General features: G+C 69.7%; 23 protein-coding genes. 21 read left to right on the plus strand and 2 right to left on the minus strand.

Annotated features, from left to right (window positions below; all coding sequences use genetic code 11):
- Positions 1–38 precede the first annotated feature (38 nt).
- A complete protein-coding gene (fusA, locus tag ACIQVD_RS21685) occupies positions 39–2,144 on the plus strand; it encodes an elongation factor G (RefSeq protein ID WP_100837819.1) in 2,106 nt (701 codons plus the stop codon).
- A gap of 205 nt (positions 2,145–2,349) precedes the next feature.
- The gene (tuf, locus tag ACIQVD_RS21690) at positions 2,350–3,543 is read left to right on the plus strand and encodes an elongation factor Tu (protein ID WP_030457430.1); all 1,194 of its coding nucleotides are present in this window, start codon (positions 2,350–2,352) and stop codon (positions 3,541–3,543) included.
- Between the two features lie 442 nt (positions 3,544–3,985).
- Here the strand turns inward: tuf and rfbC are convergent, their stop codons facing one another.
- Positions 3,986–4,585 (minus strand): dTDP-4-dehydrorhamnose 3,5-epimerase, encoded by a 600-nt coding sequence (gene rfbC, locus ACIQVD_RS21695; RefSeq protein WP_402291194.1) that lies wholly within the window; start codon positions 4,583–4,585, stop codon positions 3,986–3,988.
- Positions 4,582–5,460 (minus strand): glucose-1-phosphate thymidylyltransferase RfbA, encoded by an 879-nt coding sequence (gene rfbA / locus ACIQVD_RS21700; RefSeq protein ID WP_400687307.1) that lies wholly within the window; start codon positions 5,458–5,460, stop codon positions 4,582–4,584. Before rfbA ends, rfbC begins: the two co-directional genes overlap by 4 nt.
- 82 nt (positions 5,461–5,542) lie before the next feature.
- On the opposite strand from rfbA, the gene rfbB reads away from it, so the two are divergent.
- The 19 genes from rfbB (at position 5,543) to rplN (ending at position 18,996) form a co-directional block, all read left to right on the plus strand.
- Complete coding sequence (gene rfbB, locus ACIQVD_RS21705) at positions 5,543–6,520, plus strand: dTDP-glucose 4,6-dehydratase (RefSeq protein WP_100837823.1); 978 nt, start codon at positions 5,543–5,545, stop codon at positions 6,518–6,520.
- On the plus strand, positions 6,517–7,449 hold the full coding sequence (gene rfbD, locus ACIQVD_RS21710; RefSeq protein WP_400687305.1) for a dTDP-4-dehydrorhamnose reductase: 933 nt from the start codon (positions 6,517–6,519) through the stop codon (positions 7,447–7,449). Before rfbB ends, rfbD begins: the two co-directional genes overlap by 4 nt.
- Positions 7,446–8,771: a hypothetical protein gene (locus ACIQVD_RS21715; RefSeq protein WP_402291196.1), complete on the plus strand. Its 1,326-nt coding sequence runs from the start codon at positions 7,446–7,448 to the stop codon at positions 8,769–8,771. Before rfbD ends, ACIQVD_RS21715 begins: the two co-directional genes overlap by 4 nt.
- A gap of 2 nt (positions 8,772–8,773) precedes the next feature.
- A complete protein-coding gene (locus ACIQVD_RS21720; RefSeq protein WP_282205975.1) occupies positions 8,774–9,538 on the plus strand; it encodes a glycosyltransferase family 2 protein in 765 nt (254 codons plus the stop codon).
- On the plus strand, positions 9,538–9,933 hold the full coding sequence (locus ACIQVD_RS21725; RefSeq protein WP_100837827.1) for a DUF2304 domain-containing protein: 396 nt from the start codon (positions 9,538–9,540) through the stop codon (positions 9,931–9,933). The genes ACIQVD_RS21720 and ACIQVD_RS21725 overlap by 1 nt, the downstream gene beginning before the upstream one ends.
- A gap of 3 nt (positions 9,934–9,936) precedes the next feature.
- Positions 9,937–10,851: a glycosyltransferase family 2 protein gene (locus tag ACIQVD_RS21730; RefSeq protein WP_402291199.1), complete on the plus strand. Its 915-nt coding sequence runs from the start codon at positions 9,937–9,939 to the stop codon at positions 10,849–10,851.
- A 13-nt stretch (positions 10,852–10,864) separates the two neighbouring features.
- Positions 10,865–12,787 (plus strand): hypothetical protein, encoded by a 1,923-nt coding sequence (locus tag ACIQVD_RS21735; RefSeq protein ID WP_400687298.1) that lies wholly within the window; start codon positions 10,865–10,867, stop codon positions 12,785–12,787.
- Between the two features lie 426 nt (positions 12,788–13,213).
- On the plus strand, positions 13,214–13,522 hold the full coding sequence (rpsJ, locus tag ACIQVD_RS21740) for a 30S ribosomal protein S10 (protein ID WP_012785157.1): 309 nt from the start codon (positions 13,214–13,216) through the stop codon (positions 13,520–13,522).
- Positions 13,523–13,536: 14 nt separating this feature from the next.
- Positions 13,537–14,184 (plus strand): 50S ribosomal protein L3, encoded by a 648-nt coding sequence (gene rplC / locus ACIQVD_RS21745; RefSeq protein WP_100837830.1) that lies wholly within the window; start codon positions 13,537–13,539, stop codon positions 14,182–14,184.
- A 5-nt stretch (positions 14,185–14,189) separates the two neighbouring features.
- Entirely contained in the window at positions 14,190–14,867 is a 678-nt protein-coding gene (rplD, locus tag ACIQVD_RS21750; protein ID WP_100837831.1) for a 50S ribosomal protein L4, read from the plus strand.
- Positions 14,867–15,184, plus strand: coding sequence for a 50S ribosomal protein L23 (rplW, locus tag ACIQVD_RS21755; protein ID WP_099899929.1), 318 nt, complete (start codon positions 14,867–14,869; stop codon positions 15,182–15,184). The genes rplD and rplW overlap by 1 nt, the downstream gene beginning before the upstream one ends.
- A gap of 44 nt (positions 15,185–15,228) precedes the next feature.
- The gene (gene rplB / locus ACIQVD_RS21760; RefSeq protein ID WP_100837832.1) at positions 15,229–16,065 is read left to right on the plus strand and encodes a 50S ribosomal protein L2; all 837 of its coding nucleotides are present in this window, start codon (positions 15,229–15,231) and stop codon (positions 16,063–16,065) included.
- An 11-nt stretch (positions 16,066–16,076) separates the two neighbouring features.
- Positions 16,077–16,358: a 30S ribosomal protein S19 gene (rpsS, locus tag ACIQVD_RS21765; RefSeq protein ID WP_014136283.1), complete on the plus strand. Its 282-nt coding sequence runs from the start codon at positions 16,077–16,079 to the stop codon at positions 16,356–16,358.
- A gap of 59 nt (positions 16,359–16,417) precedes the next feature.
- Positions 16,418–16,765 (plus strand): 50S ribosomal protein L22, encoded by a 348-nt coding sequence (rplV, locus tag ACIQVD_RS21770; RefSeq protein ID WP_014136282.1) that lies wholly within the window; start codon positions 16,418–16,420, stop codon positions 16,763–16,765.
- Positions 16,765–17,601, plus strand: coding sequence for a 30S ribosomal protein S3 (gene rpsC, locus ACIQVD_RS21775; RefSeq protein ID WP_100837833.1), 837 nt, complete (start codon positions 16,765–16,767; stop codon positions 17,599–17,601). The genes rplV and rpsC overlap by 1 nt, the downstream gene beginning before the upstream one ends.
- 5 nt (positions 17,602–17,606) lie before the next feature.
- A complete protein-coding gene (gene rplP / locus ACIQVD_RS21780; protein ID WP_030457415.1) occupies positions 17,607–18,026 on the plus strand; it encodes a 50S ribosomal protein L16 in 420 nt (139 codons plus the stop codon).
- On the plus strand, positions 18,026–18,250 hold the full coding sequence (gene rpmC / locus ACIQVD_RS21785) for a 50S ribosomal protein L29 (protein ID WP_014136279.1): 225 nt from the start codon (positions 18,026–18,028) through the stop codon (positions 18,248–18,250). The genes rplP and rpmC overlap by 1 nt, the downstream gene beginning before the upstream one ends.
- The gene (rpsQ, locus tag ACIQVD_RS21790; protein ID WP_014136278.1) at positions 18,250–18,522 is read left to right on the plus strand and encodes a 30S ribosomal protein S17; all 273 of its coding nucleotides are present in this window, start codon (positions 18,250–18,252) and stop codon (positions 18,520–18,522) included. The genes rpmC and rpsQ overlap by 1 nt, the downstream gene beginning before the upstream one ends.
- Before the next feature lie 102 nt (positions 18,523–18,624).
- Positions 18,625–18,996 carry a 50S ribosomal protein L14 gene (rplN, locus tag ACIQVD_RS21795; protein WP_030300391.1) on the plus strand — a complete coding sequence of 124 codons (372 nt, stop codon included), beginning with the start codon at positions 18,625–18,627 and terminating at the stop codon, positions 18,994–18,996.
- Positions 18,997–19,007 lie beyond the last annotated feature (11 nt).

Genomic DNA, 19,007 nt, shown 5'->3' on the forward strand with positions numbered 1-19,007 from the left:
CCGAACCCCGTCACTAGACAGAGAGAGAACGAGCCACCATGGCTGCAACCTCCCTTGACCTCGCCAAGGTCCGCAACATCGGGATCATGGCGCACATCGACGCGGGCAAGACCACCACCACCGAGCGGATCCTGTTCTACACCGGTGTCTCGTACAAGATCGGTGAGGTCCACGACGGCGCTGCCACGATGGACTGGATGGAGCAGGAGCAGGAGCGCGGCATCACCATCACGTCGGCCGCGACGACCTGTCACTGGACCCTCGATGGCGTCGACAACACCATCAACATCATCGACACCCCGGGCCACGTCGACTTCACCGTCGAGGTGGAGCGCTCGCTGCGCGTGCTCGACGGTGGCGTGACGGTGTTCGACGGTGTCGCCGGTGTCGAGCCCCAGTCCGAGACCGTGTGGCGGCAGGCTGACCGCTACGGCGTCCCGCGCATCTGCTTCATCAACAAGCTGGACCGCACGGGTGCCGACTTCTACTTCTGCGTGCAGACCATCGTGGACCGCCTCGGCGCCACCCCGCTGGTCATGCAGCTGCCGATCGGCGCCGAGGGTGACTTCACCGGTGTCGTCGACCTGGTGAAGATGAAGGCCCTGGTCTGGTCCGCGGACGCGCCCAAGGGCGAGATGTACGACGTCGTCGACATCCCGGCCGACCTCGCCGACAAGGCCGAGGAGTACCGCGAGGCCCTGCTCGACACCGTGTCGAACGTCAGCGACGAGGTGATGGAGCTCGCCCTGGAGGGCGAGGACATCCCCGAGGAGCTGCTGGTCGCCGCGATCCGCAAGGGCACCCTGAACTCGGACTTCACCCCGATCTTCTGCGGCTCGGCCTTCAAGAACAAGGGCGTCCAGCCCCTGCTCGACGCGGTCGTGAAGTACCTGCCGTCGCCCCTCGACATCGAGGGCATCGAGGGTACGAAGCCGAACAACCCCGACGAGAAGATCGTCCGGCAGGCCTCGGACGACGAGCCGCTCGCCGCGCTCGCGTTCAAGATCATGTCCGACCCGCACCTGGGCAAGCTCACCTTCGTCCGCGTGTACTCCGGCCGCCTGGAGTCCGGCACCTCGGTGCTGAACTCCGTCAAGGGCAAGAAGGAGCGCATCGGCAAGATCTACCGCATGCACGCGAACAAGCGTGAGGAGATCGACTCGGTGGGCGCCGGCGACATCATCGCCGTGATGGGCCTCAAGCAGACCACCACCGGTGAGACGCTGTCCGACGAGAAGCAGCCGGTCATCCTGGAGTCCATGGACTTCCCGGCCCCGGTCATCCGCGTCGCGATCGAGCCCAAGTCCAAGGGCGACCAGGAGAAGCTGGGTGTCGCCATCCAGCGCCTGGCCGAGGAGGACCCCTCCTTCCAGGTCAACACCGACGAGGAGACCGGCCAGACGATCATCGCGGGCATGGGCGAGCTGCACCTCGAGGTGCTGGTCGACCGCATGCGCCGTGAGTTCAAGGTCGAGGCCAACGTCGGCAAGCCGCAGGTCGCGTACCGCGAGACGATCCGCAAGGCCGTCGAGCGCATCGACTACACGCACAAGAAGCAGACCGGTGGTTCCGGCCAGTTCGCGAAGATCCAGATCGCGATCGAGCCGCTGGAGTCCGGCGAGGGCTACGAGTTCGTGAACAAGGTCACCGGTGGCCGCGTTCCGAAGGAGTACATCCCCTCGGTCGACGCCGGTTGCCAGGAGGCCATGGAGTTCGGCGTGCTCGCCGGCTACCCGCTCCAGGGCGTCCGCGTGAGCCTGCTCGACGGTGCGTCGCACGACGTCGACTCGTCCGAGCTCGCGTTCAAGATCGCCGGTTCCATGGCGTTCAAGGAAGGTGCCAAGAAGGCGTCGCCGGCTCTGCTGGAGCCGATGATGGCCGTCGAGGTCACCACCCCCGAGGACTACATGGGCGACGTGATCGGCGACATCAACTCCCGCCGTGGCCAGATCCGGGCCATGGAGGAGCGTCACGGTGCCCGCGTCGTCAAGGCGCTGGTGCCGCTCTCCGAGATGTTCGGCTACGTCGGTGACCTGCGCAGCAAGACCTCTGGTCGCGCAAGCTACTCGATGCAGTTCGACTCGTACGCCGAGGTTCCGCGGAACGTGGCGGACGACATCATCGCCAAGGCCAAGGGCGAGTGACGTCCCGGTAATCGGGATGATTCAGACCCTTTAGGCTAGAAGGAGGGCACCCGGACGCTTGCCCGTCCGGGTTCCGCCCGGGAGCCCTCCGGCACCCCCACCCGCGGGACGGCAATGGGGCGCGACACCAGCGCCCCGTTCCAACAACCCGATCCAGACCAACTGACGTCGTACGGCGTACAGAACTGTCCTCAGGAGGACTGCAGTGGCGAAGGCGAAGTTCGAGCGGACGAAGCCCCACGTCAACATCGGCACCATCGGTCACATCGACCACGGTAAGACCACGCTGACCGCGGCCATCACCAAGGTGCTGCACGACGCGTACCCGGACATCAACCCCTTCACGCCGTTCGACCAGATCGACAAGGCGCCGGAGGAGCGTCAGCGCGGTATCACCATCTCCATCGCGCACGTCGAGTACCAGACCGAGGCGCGTCACTACGCCCACGTCGACTGCCCGGGTCACGCGGACTACATCAAGAACATGATCACCGGTGCGGCCCAGATGGACGGTGCGATCCTCGTCGTCGCCGCCACCGACGGCCCGATGCCGCAGACCAAGGAGCACGTCCTCCTGGCCCGCCAGGTCGGCGTCCCCTACATCGTCGTCGCCCTGAACAAGGCCGACATGGTGGACGACGAGGAGATCCTGGAGCTCGTCGAGCTCGAGGTCCGCGAGCTCCTCTCCGAGTACGAGTTCCCGGGCGACGACCTGCCGGTCGTCCGCGTCTCGGCGCTGAAGGCGCTCGAGGGCGACAAGGAGTGGGGCGAGAAGCTCCTCGGCCTGATGCACGCCGTCGACGAGGCCATCCCGACCCCGGCCCGCCTCACCGACCAGCCGTTCCTGATGCCGATCGAGGACGTCTTCACGATCACCGGTCGTGGCACCGTCGTCACCGGCCGCATCGAGCGCGGCATCCTCAAGGTCAACGAGACCGTCGACATCATCGGCATCAAGACCACCAAGACCACCACCACGGTCACCGGTATCGAGATGTTCCGCAAGCTGCTCGACGAGGGCCAGGCCGGTGAGAACGTCGGTCTGCTGCTCCGCGGCATCAAGCGCGAGGACGTCGAGCGCGGCCAGGTCATCATCAAGCCGGGTTCGGTCACGCCGCACACCGACTTCGAGGCCCAGGCCTACATCCTGTCGAAGGACGAGGGTGGCCGTCACACCCCCTTCTTCAACAACTACCGCCCGCAGTTCTACTTCCGCACCACGGACGTGACCGGCGTCGTGACCCTCCCCGAGGGCACCGAGATGGTCATGCCGGGCGACAACACCGCCATGACCGTCGCGCTGATCCAGCCCGTCGCCATGGAGGAGGGCCTGAAGTTCGCCATCCGTGAGGGTGGCCGCACCGTCGGCGCCGGCCAGGTCACCAAGATCGTCAAGTAAGTGCCGATCTGACCCCCGGTCAACCGCGAGGGCCCGGCCCCGTCCCGCAAGGGAGGGAGCCGGGCCCTCCGGCGTTCCCGGGGACCGGGCGCGAGCGCGTCCTACGTGGCTCCCCGCGGGGTGTCGCGCCCGCCGGGGACCCCGAACCGTCCGGGCGGCTCCGGAAGCCGCACAGGTGGGGTGACAGGACGGGGAGGACGCCGTGGGGCGCGACCAGCGGGCGAAGCGGCCGCCGCCGCGCCGCAGGCCGTTGCCGACGGGCGGGGCGGGGCGGTGCGGGACCCCGGAGCTTGGAGTGCCGGCGGGCGGCGCGCGACGACGGCGGTACCGGGAGCGGTCGGGGAGCCTGCCGGCGGTGGGTGCCGAACAGCCGGCGGGAGGGGCCCACCCGGCCGGGTGGGCCCCTCCCGCCGGGCTCGCGGAGGTCGGGGACTTCGTGGCGTCAGACGGCGCGCAGCGAGGCGTAGTACGCCTGGCACTCGTCCCAGCGCGGCAGCAGGCCGGAGGCCAGGGCCTCGGCCAGGGTGGGGGCCTGCTCGTCCTTGGCGGAGAGCTGCGGGGCCCCGGCCGGCCAGTCGATGCCGAGGTCCGGGTCCAGCGGGTGGATGCCGTGCTCGCCGGTCGGGTTGTAGGTCTCCGAGCAGACGTACGACAGCGTGGCGTCGTCGGTCAGCGCGCAGAAACCGTGGCCCAGGCCCTCGGGGAGGTACACCGCGCGGCGGTCGTCCTCGTCGAGCCGGACGAACTCCCAGCGGCCGAAGGCGGGGGAGCCGACCCGCAGGTCCACCACGACGTCCAGCACCGCGCCGCGCACGCAGCTGACGTACTTGGCCTGGCCGGGCGGCACGTCGGCGAAGTGCACGCCGCGCACCACGTCCTTCGCGGACACCGACAGGTTGCCCTGGGCCAGCCGCAGCGGGTGGCCGACCACCTCGGACAGCTTGTCGAAGCGGTACCACTCCATGAACAGGCCACGGGGGTCGCCGTGCTGCTGCGGGGTCACCTCGAAGGCGCCCGGGATCGACAGCTCGCGGAACTTCACCGCTCGTTCTCCTCCTCTTCCAGCAGACGGACCAGGTACTGGCCGTAGCCGCTCTTCAGCAGCGGCTCGGCGAGCCCGCGCAGCTCGGCGGCGCCGATCAGGCCGGCCCGCCAGCAGGCCTCCTCGATGCAGCCGATCTTGAAGCCCTGGCGCTCCTCGATGACCCGGACGAACTCCGACGCCTGCACCATCGAGACGTGCGTGCCGGTGTCCAGCCAGGCGGTGCCCCGGTCGAGGATGGTGACGTGCAGCTCGCCGGCGTCCAGGTAGGCCTCGTTGACGGCGGTGATCTCCAACTCGCCGCGGGCGCTGGGCCGCAGGCCGCGGGCGATCTCCACGACCCGGTTGTCGTAGAAGTAGAGGCCCGGCACCGCGTACCGGGACTTCGGCTCGGCCGGCTTCTCCTCGATGGAGATCGCCTGGCCCCGCTCGTCGAACTCGACCACGCCGTACGCCGTCGGGTCGGCCACCGGGTACGCGAACACCCGGCCGCCCTTGGCCTCGGTGTGCTCGGCGAGCCTGGTGCCCAGGCCGCTGCCGTGGAAGATGTTGTCGCCGAGGATCAGCGCCACCGGCTGGTCGCCGATGAAGTCTGCGCCCAGCAGGAAGGCCTGGGCGATCCCCTCGGGCTTCTCCTGGACGGCGTACTCCAGCCGCAGCCCGAGCTGGGAGCCGTCGCCGAGCAGCCGCTCGAACTGGGCTCGGTCCTCCGGCGTCGTGATGATCAGGACCTCGCTGATCCCGGCCATGACCAGGGTGGAGAGCGGGTAGTAGATCATCGGTTTGTCGAAGACGGGGAGCAGCTGTTTCGAGACTGCCCGGGTCAGCGGCCACAGGCGCGATCCGGTGCCGCCGGCCAAAAGGATTCCACGCATGGGTGCACCCTATGCGAAAGCGCCCGACGCCTCCGGGCCCGCCGCCGGGGCCTGCTCCACGGACGGTTAGACTCGCCCCACTATGCGCATCCTCGTGACCGGCGGTGCCGGCTTCATCGGTTCTGAATTCGTCCGCCAGCAGTTCGCCGCGGACGCGACGGCCCAGATCACCGTCCTCGACAAGCTGACCTACTCGGGCGTCGAGGAGAACCTCGCCCCGGTCGCGGGCCTGCCGGGCTACCGCTTCGTCAAGGGCGACATCTGCGATCCGCAGGTGGTCGGCGAGGTGATGGCCGGCCACGACGTGGTGGTCCACTTCGCCGCCGAGTCGCACGTCGACCGCTCGATCGCCGGCGCCGGCCCGTTCGTGATGACCAACGTGGTCGGCACCCAGGTGCTGCTGGACGCGGCCCGCGAGCACGGCGTCGGCCGCTTCGTCCACGTCTCCACCGACGAGGTCTACGGCTCGATCGACGAGGGCTCCTGGACCGAGGAGTGGCCGCTGCGGCCGAACTCCCCGTACTCCTCCTCGAAGGCCGGCTCCGACCTGCTGGCGCTCGCCTACCACCGCACCCACGGCATGGACGTGGTGGTCACCCGCTGCTCCAACAACTACGGGCACTACCAGTTCCCGGAGAAGGTCATCCCGCTGTTCACCACCAACCTGATCGACGGGCTGAAGGTGCCGCTGTACGGCAACGGCGGCAACATCCGCGACTGGCTGCACGTCTCCGACCACTGCCGGGGCATCGACCTGGTGATGCGCGGCGGCCGGGCCGGCGAGGTCTACAACATCGGCGGCGGCACCGAGGTCACCAACAAGGAGCTGACCGGCCTGCTGCTGGACGCGGCCGGCGCCGGCTGGGACATGGTCGAGCACGTCGAGGACCGCAAGGGCCACGACCTGCGCTACTCCCTGGACATCTCCAAGATCCGCACCGAGCTGGGCTACGAGCCGCAGGTCCGGTTCGAGGACGGCCTGGCCGCCACCATCGCCTGGTACCGCGACAACCGCGCCTGGTGGGAGCCGCTGAAGGCGAAGGCGGCGCTGCAGAAGTGACCGCCGCCCCGGACCTCTCCACCACCCCGGACGCCCCGGCCGGCCGCTGGCTGGTCACCGGCGCGGCCGGCATGCTCGGCCGGGACGTGCTCCGCGTCCTGGCCGCCGCCGGCGTCGGGGCCACCGCGCTGACCCGCGCCGAGCTGGACGTCACCGACCCGGCCGCCGTCGCGGCCGCCGTCCGCGGCCACGCCGTGGTGGTCAACTGCGCGGCCTGGACGGACGTCGACGGCGCGGAGGCCGACGAGGCCGCCGCCACCGCCGTCAACGGCACCGCCGTGCGCCACCTGGCCGCCGCCTGCGCCGCCTCCGGCGCCCGCCTGGTGCACGTCTCCACCGACTACGTGTTCCCCGGCGACGGCACCGAGCCCTACGCCGAGGACGCCCCGACCGGCCCGGTCAACGCCTACGGCCGCTCCAAGCTGGCCGGCGAGCTGGCCGTCCTGGAACTGCTGCCCGACACCGGCTACGTGGTGCGCACCGCCTGGCTGTACGGCGCCGGCGGCAACAACTTCGTCGCCACCATGCTCCGCCTCGGCGCCCAGCGCGACACCCTCGACGTGGTCGACGACCAGCAGGGCCAGCCCACCTGGACGTACGCGCTGGCCGAGCGGCTGGTCGAACTGGGGTGCAACCTCCGGGCCCCGGCGGGCGTCTACCACGGTACGGCGAGCGGCCGCACCACCTGGTTCGACCTGGCCCGGGCGGCCTACCGCCTCGGCGGGCTGGACCCCGAGCGGATCCGGCCCACCACCTCGGCCGCCTTCGTCCGGCCCGCCGTCCGGCCCGCGTTCAGCGTGCTGGGCCACGCGCGCTGGGCCGAGGCCGGACTGCCCCCGCTGCCCGACTGGCGGGAGCAGCTCGCACAGGCGCTCACCGACCCCGTCTTCACCGACCTCGCCGCTGCCGCGGGGAAGAACGACAGATGACATCCCTCCTCCGCAAGCTCGCCTCCGCGCTGCCTCCGGGGACCCTCGCGGTCGCCGGGGGCACCGTCGTGCTCGGCGCCGCCTCCTACGTCCACCTCGGGGTGGCCGGGCACAGCCTCGACACCGAGGACATGGCCAACGTCTCGGTGCTGTGGACCATCGTGATGTCGGTCGGCATCGGCGTGTTCTTCCCGATCGAGCAGGAACTCACCCGGATCGTCGCCGCCCGCGCGGTGCTCGGCCACGGCGCCGCCCCGGTGCTGCGCCGGGCCGCCGTGATGACCGCGGCGATCCTCGGCACCGTGCTGCTGGTGCTGGCCGTCGCGGCCGGCCCGATCGCGGACGGCCTGTTCCACGGCGACCGCGGCCTGGTGGCCGCGCTCGGCGGCGCCTTCGCCGGCATGGCGGTCTGCTACCTGACCCGCGGCGTGCTGGCCGGCCTCGGCCGGTTCGGCGCCTACGGCACCCAGCTGGGCGTCGACGGCGGCCTGCGGATGGTGCTGGCCTTCGGCTGCGCGGCGTTCGGCCTGCACTCCGCGCTGGCGTTCAGCCTGGTGCTGGCCGTCGCCCCGGTGATCGCCACGCTGGTCACCCTGCCGCCGCTGCTGCGCGCGGTCGGCCCCGGCGAGCGGATCGGCTGGCGCGAGCTGACCTCCGGCCTCGGCCTGCTGGTGTGCTCCACCCTGCTGTCCCAGGCGGTGGTGAACGCGGCGGTGCTGAGCACCAAGCTGCTGGCCCCGACCGACAGCGTGCTGATCGCCGCCCTGCTGAACGCCCTGGTGTTGGCCCGCGTCCCGCTGTTCGTCTTCGGCTCGCTCCAGGCCTCGCTGCTCAACGGCCTGTCCGCGGCCTTCGCGGCCGGCGACCGGGCGGCGTTCTCGGCGATGCTCCGCAAGATCGCGGTGGTGGTCGGCGGACTGGGCCTGCTCGGCGGCATCCCGGCGACCGCGCTCGGCCCCTGGCTGATCCAGGTGCTCTTCGGCGCCCAGCCGCGGCTCGGCTGCCTGGACTTCCTGCTGCTCTCGGCCGGCACCGTGGCCTACATGTTCGCGATGGTGCTGGGCCAGGCCCTGATGGTGTTCGAACGACACAACCTGCAGCTGGCCTGCTGGGGCCTGGGCACCGCGGTGCTGGTCGGCGTCACGGCCGTCCCCGGGGACGTCGCGACCCGGGTGATCCTGGCCTACGCGCTTGGATCGCTCGCCACCGTGCTCGGTATGCTGGCCGCGCTCAGGAGGAGTTTCCCGAGCGCACCGGAGCGTCGGCCGTCACCCCTCTCGGCGGACCCGGGTCGCCTGGTCGGCAACCCCATGGCGGACTGACCATGCAGAGCGACGCGAACCCCCCGATCAACCCGATCAACCCGGCCGACCAGGCCCGACTAGCCGATGCTGGAGCCACTGTGTCCGACTACGACGACGTCTGGCTGGTCATTCCGGCTTACAACGAGGGCCAAGTGATCGCCGAGGTGGTGGAGGCGGCCCGCAAGACGTTCCCCAACATCGTGGTGGTCGACGACGGCAGCGCGGACAACACCGGCGAGCACGTCGAGGGCACCGGCGCCCACCTGGTCCGGCACCCCGTCAACCTCGGCCAGGGCGCCGCCCTGCAGACCGGCCTGCGCTACGCCCTGGCCCAGCCCGGCGCCGAGTACTTCGCGACCTTCGACGCCGACGGCCAGCACCAGACCAAGGACGTCGAGGTGATGGTGCAGCTGCTGCGCACCGGCCAGGCCGACGTCGTGCTGGGCTCGCGGTTCATCGAGCAGAACGGCCAGGTGCCGTGGATCAAGCGGGTGGTGCTGCGCACCGCCGCCGCGGTCAGCCCCACCGCCCGCAAGCTCAAGCTCACCGACGCCCACAACGGCCTCCGGGTGCTCAACCGGGAGGCCGCCGGACGGCTCCGGATCACCATGAACGGCATGGCCCACGCCTCGGAGATCGTCAGCTTCCTCGCGGGCTCCGACCTGAAGGTCGCCGAGGTCCCGGTGGACGTGCTCTACACCGAATACTCCCGCGCCAAGGGGCAGTCCCTGATCAACGGCGTGAACATCCTCTTCGACATCTCGCTCCGGGAGCGTGGCCGGTAATGAAGTACTTCTGGATCCAGCTGGTCCTCATCCTGGGCTCGCTCTCCCTGGCACTGATGTTCATCCGCCGCTGGGACCGGGCCAACACCCGCGCCTGGAAGCGCATCGCCTTCTCGATCTTCGTGATCGTCAACATCTTCGCGGTGCTCCGCCCCGGCGACGTCACCTGGCTGGCCAAGCAGATGGGCGTCGGCCGCGGCACCGACCTGGTGCTGTACGTGATGGTGCTCGGCGTGGGCTTCCTCACCCTGAACACCTTCCTGCGCTTCCGCTCGCTGGAGAAGAAGATCACCGACCTGGCCCGCACCGTCGCCATCAACGAGGGCGCGCGCGCCAACGACGAGCGCCTCGGGGCCGACGAGGACCCCCGTCCCTCCGGCACCCTCAAGGTCTGAGCGATGGCCGGCTTCGACTTCATGCTCCCCTACTACGGGGACGTCAGGCAGATGCAGGACGCGGTGCGCAGCGTCCTCGCCCAGACCGACCCCGACTTCCGGCTGGTCGTCATCGACGACGGCCGGGAGCCGGAGGTCCCGGGCTGGTTCGCCCGGCTCGGCGACCACCGGGTGGAGTACCTGCGCAACGAGCAGAACCTCGGCATCACCAAGAACTTCCAGAAGTGCGTCCGGCTCTCCGAGGCCGACCACGTGGTGATCATGGGCTGCGACGACCTGCTGCACCCGCACTACCTGGAGACCGTCCGCAAGATCCTCGCCGACCACCCCGGCGTCGGCATGGTGCAGCCCGGCGTCGAGGTGATCGACGGCGACGGCCGGCCGGTCTCCGGCCTGGTCGACCAGACCAAGCGGCGGCTGTACGCGCCCAAGGTCGAGGGCCGGCGGCTGATGGGCGGCGAGGAGCTGGCCGCCAGCGTGCTGCGCGGCAACTGGCTGTACTTCCCCTCGATCACCTGGCGGGGCGAGGCGCTGCGCGCGGTCAACTTCCGCGACGAGTACTCGGTGATCCAGGACCTCGCGCTCGTCGTCGACCTGCTGGAACTGGGCGAGCAGATGGCGGTGGACACCAGCACCACGGTGTTCCAGTACCGCCGGCACGCGGTCTCCGAATCCTCGGTGCAGGCCTACTCGGGCACCCGCTTCAGCGAGGCCGAGCGCTACTTCGCCGCGGTCGCCGAACGGATGGACGCCCGCGGCTGGACCAAGGCCGCCAAGGCCGCCCGGGTGCACAGCGCCTCCCGGCTGCACGCGATGACGATGCTGCCCGGCGCGCTGCGCCGCGGCCGGTCCGACGGCGTGAAGGTGCTGGCCCGGCACGTGTTCACGGCCGGCGAGCGCCCGTCGCCGCGGGCCTGACTCAAGGATGATGATGACGGACCTGGCCTCCCACCCGGTGGGCTCCCACCCGGCACCCGGCACCCCGGGCGCCGCCGACCCCGGCCGCCCCTGGTGGCGGCGGCGCTGGGCGCCCGTGCTGGGCGAGGCGGTCGTGAGCGTGGGCGCCGCCGGCCTCTACACCCTGCTGTGCACCAGGATCAGCGTCAATCCGATCAACCGGATCGGCCAGGTCAGCGGCCTCGCCAAGCTCCAGGAGTACGTGGCCGTCCTCGGCCTGCCGCTGCTCGCGGTGCTGCTCTTCACCGCCTACCGCGGCAGCGCGCTCCGGCACCAGCTGACCAAGCGCCTGGTCTGCGCCGCGCTGGCCGGCCTGGCCACCGGCGTGGTGGCCGGCGGCGTGGTGGTCGCGCTGCGCGGCACCCCCTGGCCGCTCGGCGGCCAGGAGGGCGACCCGGGCGTCCTGATGGCGATGGCCACCACGATCATGGACGGCAAGGGCCTGCCCGGGGTCTACCCGCCCGGCTTCCCGGCGGTCATGGCCCTCTGGTCGGAGCTGTTCTACGGCGGCCGCACCGGCGCCGGCTTCGCCCTGCACGACCTGCAGATCCTGTTCACCGCGCTGTTCGGCCCGATGGCGTACCTGTCCTGGCGGCTGGTGCTGCGCCCGTTCTGGGCGCTGCTGATCGCGCTGCCCGCCTCGGTGGTCTTCCTCGACCCGATCCGCCCGTACAGCCACATCGTGATGGTCATGCTCGTCCCGGTGCTGGTGGCGTTCTTCCGCGCGATGGGCCGGGCCCCCGAACGCCGGCCGCGCACGGTGCTGCTGCTCGGGGCGGCCTTCGGGGCGGCCTTCGGCGCGCTGTTCCTCTGGTACTCCGGCTGGTTCCTGTGGGCCGCGCCCGGCGTCCTGCTGCTGGCGCTGTTCTGCTTCCCGTGGCGCCGGGGCGGCCGGTCGGCCAAGGCGCGGACCGGGCTGTACCTGGCCGGGGCGGCCGCGGGCTTCGCCGTGGTCGGCTCGCCGCTGCTCTACGAGCTGGCCAAGGCGAGCGGCTCGGTCCCCGACCGGTACGCCTTCCTGGCGGTCTACGCCGACCCGTCCTACGTGCTGAACTTCGTCTCCGACCGCAGCGGCGACCTGACGTACGACACCTGGCCCGGCACCGGCGACCTGGCCGGGCAGAGCGGCATCTCGCTGCTGCTGCTGCTCGGCGCCGGCCTGGCCCTGGGCCTGGCGCTGCGCCAGCTGACGGTGCGGGTGGCGGCGGCGGTGCTGATCGGCTCCTGGCTGCTGCGCTTCTACTACGCGGGCAGGATGGCGCACGACCGGGCGGTGCAGCTGTACCCGCGGACCACCTGGATCATCATGTACTGCCTGATGATCCTGGCGGTGTTCGGCGTGATGGCCCTGGTCAACCGGGGCAGCGGCTGGGGCGACCGGGTGCTCGCGGTGCGCGGCGCGGCGACCGAGGCGATCCCGCGCCGGGTGGTGCGGCAGGTCGCGGCCGGCATGGTCTGCGCGCTCGCGGTGTTCGGCACGATGGCGGCCGGCTGGTCGATCAACCGGTACATGCCGGAGGACCCGGCCAAGAACACCATGGGCATGGATGCCTGGCGGGCCCACCTGCTGCAGAAGCCGGACGGGAAGTGCCCGAAGTACGCCCCGAACGGCAAGTGCGTGGTGCACGAGGTCAAGGACCGCACCCAGTACCCGGACGACGGCGTGCTCTGGTGCGCCGGGATCGTCGCGGCGGAGTGGCCGACGGTCTGCGGCCGGAAGGCGCCCTTCGACGACCTGTCGACCAAGCCGTCCCCGACCCCGGCGCCCGCCCCGCCGGCGGCCCCGTCCGAGTCGCCGCAGCCGAGCGGCGCGGCGCAGGACCCGGCCAAGTCGGGGGAGTCGGCCAGGTCCGCGGAGTCCGCCAAGCCGTCCGCGACGAAGTCCGGCACCCGGTAGGCCCGGTCCGCCGGCCGATCGGCCCCCGACCAGGTGACCTGGTCGGGGGCCGATTGGCGTACGGCCCGCTTTCTGTGGCAGGATGTCCGGGTTGCTCGGTTGAGTACCGATGCTGCGCGCCTCCCGCCGGGAGGACCGGAAGCGAGTCCCATGTACTCGTCGTTCCCGTGAATGGCCGTTCATGTGCCCACGTGCTGTGTGTGGGTGCAGTGGTGTGTAAGCGACACCGCGGCAGCTGCGGGGCGAAAGTACGGGAATCTTCCGGGAAGCGTGTGCGGGGTACCGGCCCGGCTCACCCCATCCCAGCAGTTCGAACCGACGAGATGTCTCGCCGGTTTTTGCAAGCGCAAGGGCGACACGCCCGAGCGCGGGGGTCGGAGGAGGAGTCGTGCAGCAACGGACGACACAAAGGACTACGAAGTAGCCATGGCGGGACAGAAGATCCGCATCCGGCTCAAGGCCTACGACCACGAGGTCATCGACTCTTCGGCGAAGAAGATCGTCGAGACGGTGATCCGTACTGGTGCGCAGGTCGCGGGCCCGGTGCCGCTGCCCACTGAGAAGAACGTGTACTGCGTCATCCGCTCGCCGCACAAGTACAAGGACTCGCGCGAGCACTTCGAGATGCGCACTCACAAGCGTCTGATCGACATCCTCGACCCCACGCCGAAGACGGTTGACTCGCTGATGCGTCTCGACCTGCCGGCGGGCGTCGACATCGAGATCAAGCTCTGAGAGGCGCACCGAAGATGGCTAAGCAGATTAAGGGCATCCTGGGCGAGAAGCTCGGCATGACCCAGGTCTGGGACGAGAACAACCGGGTCGTCCCGGTGACCGTCGTCAAGGCTGGGCCCAATGTCGTGACCCAGGTCCACACCGCCGACAGCCCGGCCGGCTACGACGCCGTCCAGATCGGCTTCGGCGAGATCGACCCCCGCAAGGTGAACAAGCCCCTCCAGGGCCACTTCGCCAAGGCCGGCGTCACCCCCCGCCGCCACCTGGTCGAGCTCCGTACCGCGGACGCGTCCGAGTACACCCTGGGCCAGGAGATCACCGCCGAGACCTTCGAGGCGGGTGTCAAGGTCGACGTGACCGGCACCTCCAAGGGCAAGGGCTTCGCCGGTGTCATGAAGCGTCACAACTTCAAGGGCCTCGGCGCCGGTCACGGCACCCAGCGCAAGCACCGCTCGCCCGGCTCCATCGGTGGCTGCGCCACCCCGGGCCGCGTGTTCAAGGGCATGCGCATGGCGGGTCGGATGGGCCACGAGCGTGTGACCACCCAGAACCTGACCGTGCACGCGGTCGACGCGGAGAAGGGCCTGCTCCTCATCAAGGGCGCGATCCCGGGTCCGAACGGCGGCCTCGTCCTCGTCCGCACCGCGGCGAAGGGGCTGTGAAGGATATGAGCACCATTGACATCCTGTCGCCGGCCGGCGACAAGGCCGGCAGCGTCGAGCTGCCCGCCGAGATCTTCGACGCCAAGGTCAGCGTCCCGCTGATGCACCAGGTCGTCGTGGCGCAGCTCGCCGCGGCTCGCCAGGGCACCCACAAGGTCAAGCGTCGTGGCGAGGTCCGCGGTGGCGGCAAGAAGCCGTACCGCCAGAAGGGCACCGGCCGCGCCCGCCAGGGCTCGACCCGCGCCCCGCAGTTCGCCGGTGGTGGCGTCGTGCACGGTCCCGTGCCGCGCGACTACTCGCAGCGGACCCCGAAGAAGATGATCGCCGCCGCCCTGCGCAGCGCGCTCACCGACCGGGCCCGCCACGAGCGCATCCACGTCGTGACCGGCGTGACCGCGACCGAGGCTCCGTCGACCAAGGCCGCCAAGGTCCTGTTCGGCAAGATCTCCGAGCGCAAGAACCTCCTCCTGGTGGTCGAGCGCGAGGACGAGCTGGGCATCCTGTCCGCTCGCAACCTGCCGAACGTGCACATCCTGGACGCCGGCCAGCTGAACACCTACGACGTGCTCGTCTCCGACGATGTGGTCTTCACCCAGGCCGCCTTCGAGCGTTTCGTGGCCGGTCCGGCCGCGTCCGCCAAGGCCGTTGCTGCTGAGGGCGAGCTCGAAGGGACTGCCGCCTGATGAGCGAGATCACCTCCAAGACGTTCACGGACCCCCGTGACGTCCTGATCAAGCCGGTTATCTCCGAGAAGAGCTACTCGCTCCTCGACGAGAACAAGTACACGTTCGTCGTGGCTCCCGGTGCCAACAAGACCCAGATCAAGCAGGCCGTCGAGGCGGTCTTCTCGGTCAAGGTCGAGGCCGTGAACACGCTGAACCGCCAGGGCAAGCGCAAGCGCTCCCGCACCGGTTTCGGCAAGCGCAAGGACACCAAGCGCGCGATCGTGACGCTGGCCGAGGGCAACCGCATCGACATCTTCGGTGGTCCGGTCTCCTGACGTTGCGTCAGGGACCGCGATCGTCGTAAAGGACGAGGACAGAAATGGGTATCCGCAAGTACAAGCCGACTACGCCGGGCCGCCGTGGCTCCAGCGTGGCCGACTTCGTCGAAATCACGCGGTCCACGCCGGAGAAGTCGCTGGTTCGCCCGCTGCACAGCAAGGGCGGCCGTAACAACGCCGGTCGTATCACCGCTCGCCACCAGGGTGGCGGTCACAAGCGCGCCTACCGTCTGATCGACTTCCGTCGTCACGACAAGGACGGCGTGCCGGCCAAGGTCGCGCACATCGAGTACGACCCGAACCGCACCGCGCGCATCGCGCTCCTGCACTACGCGGACGGCGAGAAGCGCTACATCATCGCCCCCCGCGGCGTCGCGCAGGGTGACCGGATCGAGAACGGCGCGGGCGCCGACATCAAGCCGGGCAACAACCTGCCGCTGCGCAACATCCCGGTCGGTACCACCATCCACGCGGTGGAGCTCCGTCCCGGCGGTGGCGCCAAGCTGGCCCGCTCCGCGGGTGCCGGCATTCAGCTGCTCGCCCGTGAGGGCCGCATGGCGCACCTGCGCATGCCCTCCGGTGAGATCCGCCTGGTGGACGCGCGCTGCCGCGCGACCGTCGGCGAGGTCGGCAACGCCGAGCAGTCGAACATCAACTGGGGCAAGGCCGGCCGTATGCGCTGGAAGGGCGTCCGCCCGACCGTGCGTGGTGTGGCCATGAACCCGATCGACCACCCGCACGGTGGTGGTGAGGGTAAGACCTCCGGTGGTCGCCACCCGGTCTCGCCGTGGGGCAAGCCCGAGGGCCGCACCCGTCGCCCGAACAAGGCGTCGGACAAGCTCATCGTGCGCCGCCGCAAGACCAACAAGAAGCGCTAGGAGCAGGTCAGATGCCGCGCAGTCTCAAGAAGGGCCCCTTCATCGACGACCACCTTCAGAAGAAGGTGGACGTGCAGAACGAGGCGGGCACGCAGAACGTCATCAAGACCTGGTCCCGTCGTTCCGTGATCTCGCCGGCCATGCTCGGCCACACGATCGCGGTTCACGATGGCCGCAAGCACGTCCCGGTGTTCGTCACCGAGTCGATGGTCGGCCACAAGCTCGGCGAGTTCGCTCCCACGCGCACCTTCAAGGGGCACGTGAAGGAAGACCGCAAGTCGAAGCGTCGCTAATCGCTTCCGAGCTGTAGCGCCAGAACGACAAAGTGACTTACTCCATTAAGGGGACAACCATGGAAGCCAGGGCCCAGGCGCGGTACATCCGCGTCACGCCCATGAAGGCCCGCCGCGTGGTGGACCTCATCCGTGGCCTGCCGGCCACGGAGGCCCAGGCGGTCCTGCGTTTCGCTCCGCAGGCCGCCACCGTGCCGGTCGGCAAGGTGCTCAACAGCGCCATCGCCAACGCCGCGCACAACTACAACCACTCCAACGTGGACGACCTCTACATCTCCGAGGCGTACGTTGACGAGGGTCCGACCCTGAAGCGGTTCCGTCCGCGTGCCCAGGGCCGTGCCTACCGGATCCGCAAGCGGACCAGCCACATCACCGTGGTCGTCAGCAGCAAGGAAGGGACCCGGTAATGGGCCAGAAGGTTAACCCGCACGGGTTCCGCCTCGGCATCAGCACGGACTTCAAGTCCCGCTGGTACGCCGACAAGCTGTACAAGGACTACGTCAAGGAAGACGTCGCCATCCGGCGTCTCATGACGCAGGGCATGGAGCGCGCCGGCATCTCGAAGGTGGAGATCGAGCGCACCCGTGACCGCGTCCGCGTGGACATCCACACCGCCCGCCCGGGCATCGTGATCGGCCGCCGTGGCACGGAGGCCGACAAGATCCGCGGCAAGCTGGAGAAGCTGACCGGCAAGCAGGTCCAGCTGAACATCCTCGAGGTCCGCAACCCCGAGATGGACGCCCAGCTCGTGGCCCAGGGCGTCGCGGAGCAGCTGTCCTCCCGCGTCTCCTTCCGTCGCGCCATGCGCAAGAGCATGCAGTCGACCATGAAGGCCGGCGCCAAGGGCATCAAGGTCCAGTGCTCCGGTCGTCTCGGCGGCGCCGAGATGAGCCGTTCGGAGTTCTACCGCGAGGGCCGTGTGCCGCTGCACACCCTGCGCGCGAACGTCGACTACGGCTTCTTCGAGGCCAAGACCACCTTCGGCCGCATCGGCGTGAAGGTCTGGATCTACAAGGGCGACGTCAAGAACATCGCCGAGGTCCGCGCTGAGAACGCCGCCGCCCGCTCCGGCAACCGCCCGGCCCGTCCCGAGGGCGGCCGTCCCGCCCGCGGTGGCGAGCGCGGTGGCCGTGGTGGCGAGCGCGGTGGCCGTGGCCGTCGTCCCGCCGCTGCCGAGGCCCAGGCCCCGGCCGCCGCGGTGGAGGCTCCGGCCGCCGCTGAGAACACCGGAACGGAGGCCTGACCGCAATGCTGATCCCCCGTCGGGTCAAGCACCGCAAGCAGCACCACCCGAAGCGCCGCGGCGCGGCCAAGGGTGGCACCGAGCTGGCGTTCGGCCAGTTCGGCATCCAGGCCGTGACCCCGGCCTACGTGACGAACCGCCAGATCGAGTCCGCTCGTATCGCGATCACCCGTCACATCCGTCGTGGCGGCAAGGTCTGGATCAACATCTACCCGGACCGCCCGCTCACCAAGAAGCCGGCCGAGACCCGCATGGGTTCCGGTAAGGGTTCGCCGGAGTGGTGGATCGCGAACGTGCACCCGGGTCGGGTCATGTTCGAACTGTCGTACCCGAACGAGAAGATTGCTCGCGAGGCGCTCACCCGTGCCGCGCACAAGCTTCCGATGAAGTGCCGGATCGTTCGGCGCGAGGACGGTGAGAGCTGATGTCGGCCGCTACCAAGGCTGCTGAGCTTCGCGAACTGGACAACGAGGGCCTCGTTGCCAAGCTCCGTGAGGCCAAGGAGGAGCTGTTCAACCTCCGCTTCCAGGCGGCGACCGGGCAGCTCGACAACCACGGACGGCTCCGGCTGGTCCGTAAGGACATCGCGCGGATCTACACCCTGATGCGCGAGCGCGAGCTGGGCATCGAGACGGTGGAGAACGCCTGATGACTGAGAACACCAACGAGACGCGCGGCTTCCGCAAGACCCGTGAGGGTCTCGTCGTCAGCGACAAGATGGACAAGACCGTCGTCGTCGCCGTCGAGGACCGCGTCAAGCACGCGCTGTACGGCAAGGTCATCCGCCGTACCAACAAGCTGAAGGCGCACGACGAGCAGAACGCGTGCGGTGTCGGCGACCGTGTCCTCCTGATGGAGACCCGGCCGCTGTCCGCGACGAAGCGCTGGCGCGTCGTCGAGATCCTCGAGAAGGCCAAGTAACAAGGTTGTTCGCGGTACGGCCGTATGTGCACCAGGCCCCCAGGGGCGCGGGTGTGAGCAGCGGCCGGCCCGTCAACACTTGTTGACGATCAGGAGAAAGCTGTGATCCAGCAGGAGTCGCGACTGCGCGTCGCCGACAACACGGGTGCCAAGGAGATTCTCTGCATCCGCGTTCTCGGTGGCTCCGGTCGCCGCTACGCCGGTATCGGGGACGTCATCGTCGCCACCGTCAAGGACGCGATCCCCGGCGGTTCGGTGAAGAAGGGCGACGTCGTCAAGTGCGTCGTCGTTCGCACCGTCAAGGAGCGCCGCCGTCCGGACGGTTCGTACATCCGCTTCGACGAGAACGCCGCTGTGGTTCTCAAGAACACCGATGGCGACCCCCGCGGTACCCGCATCTTCGGCCCGGTGGGCCGCGAGCTGCGTGACAAGAAGTTCATGAAGATCATCTCGCTGGCGCCGGAGGTGCTCTGACCCATGGCGAA

This window comes from Kitasatospora sp. NPDC090308 (assembly GCF_044769485.1).
GTDB lineage: Bacteria > Actinomycetota > Actinomycetes > Streptomycetales > Streptomycetaceae > Kitasatospora > Kitasatospora fiedleri.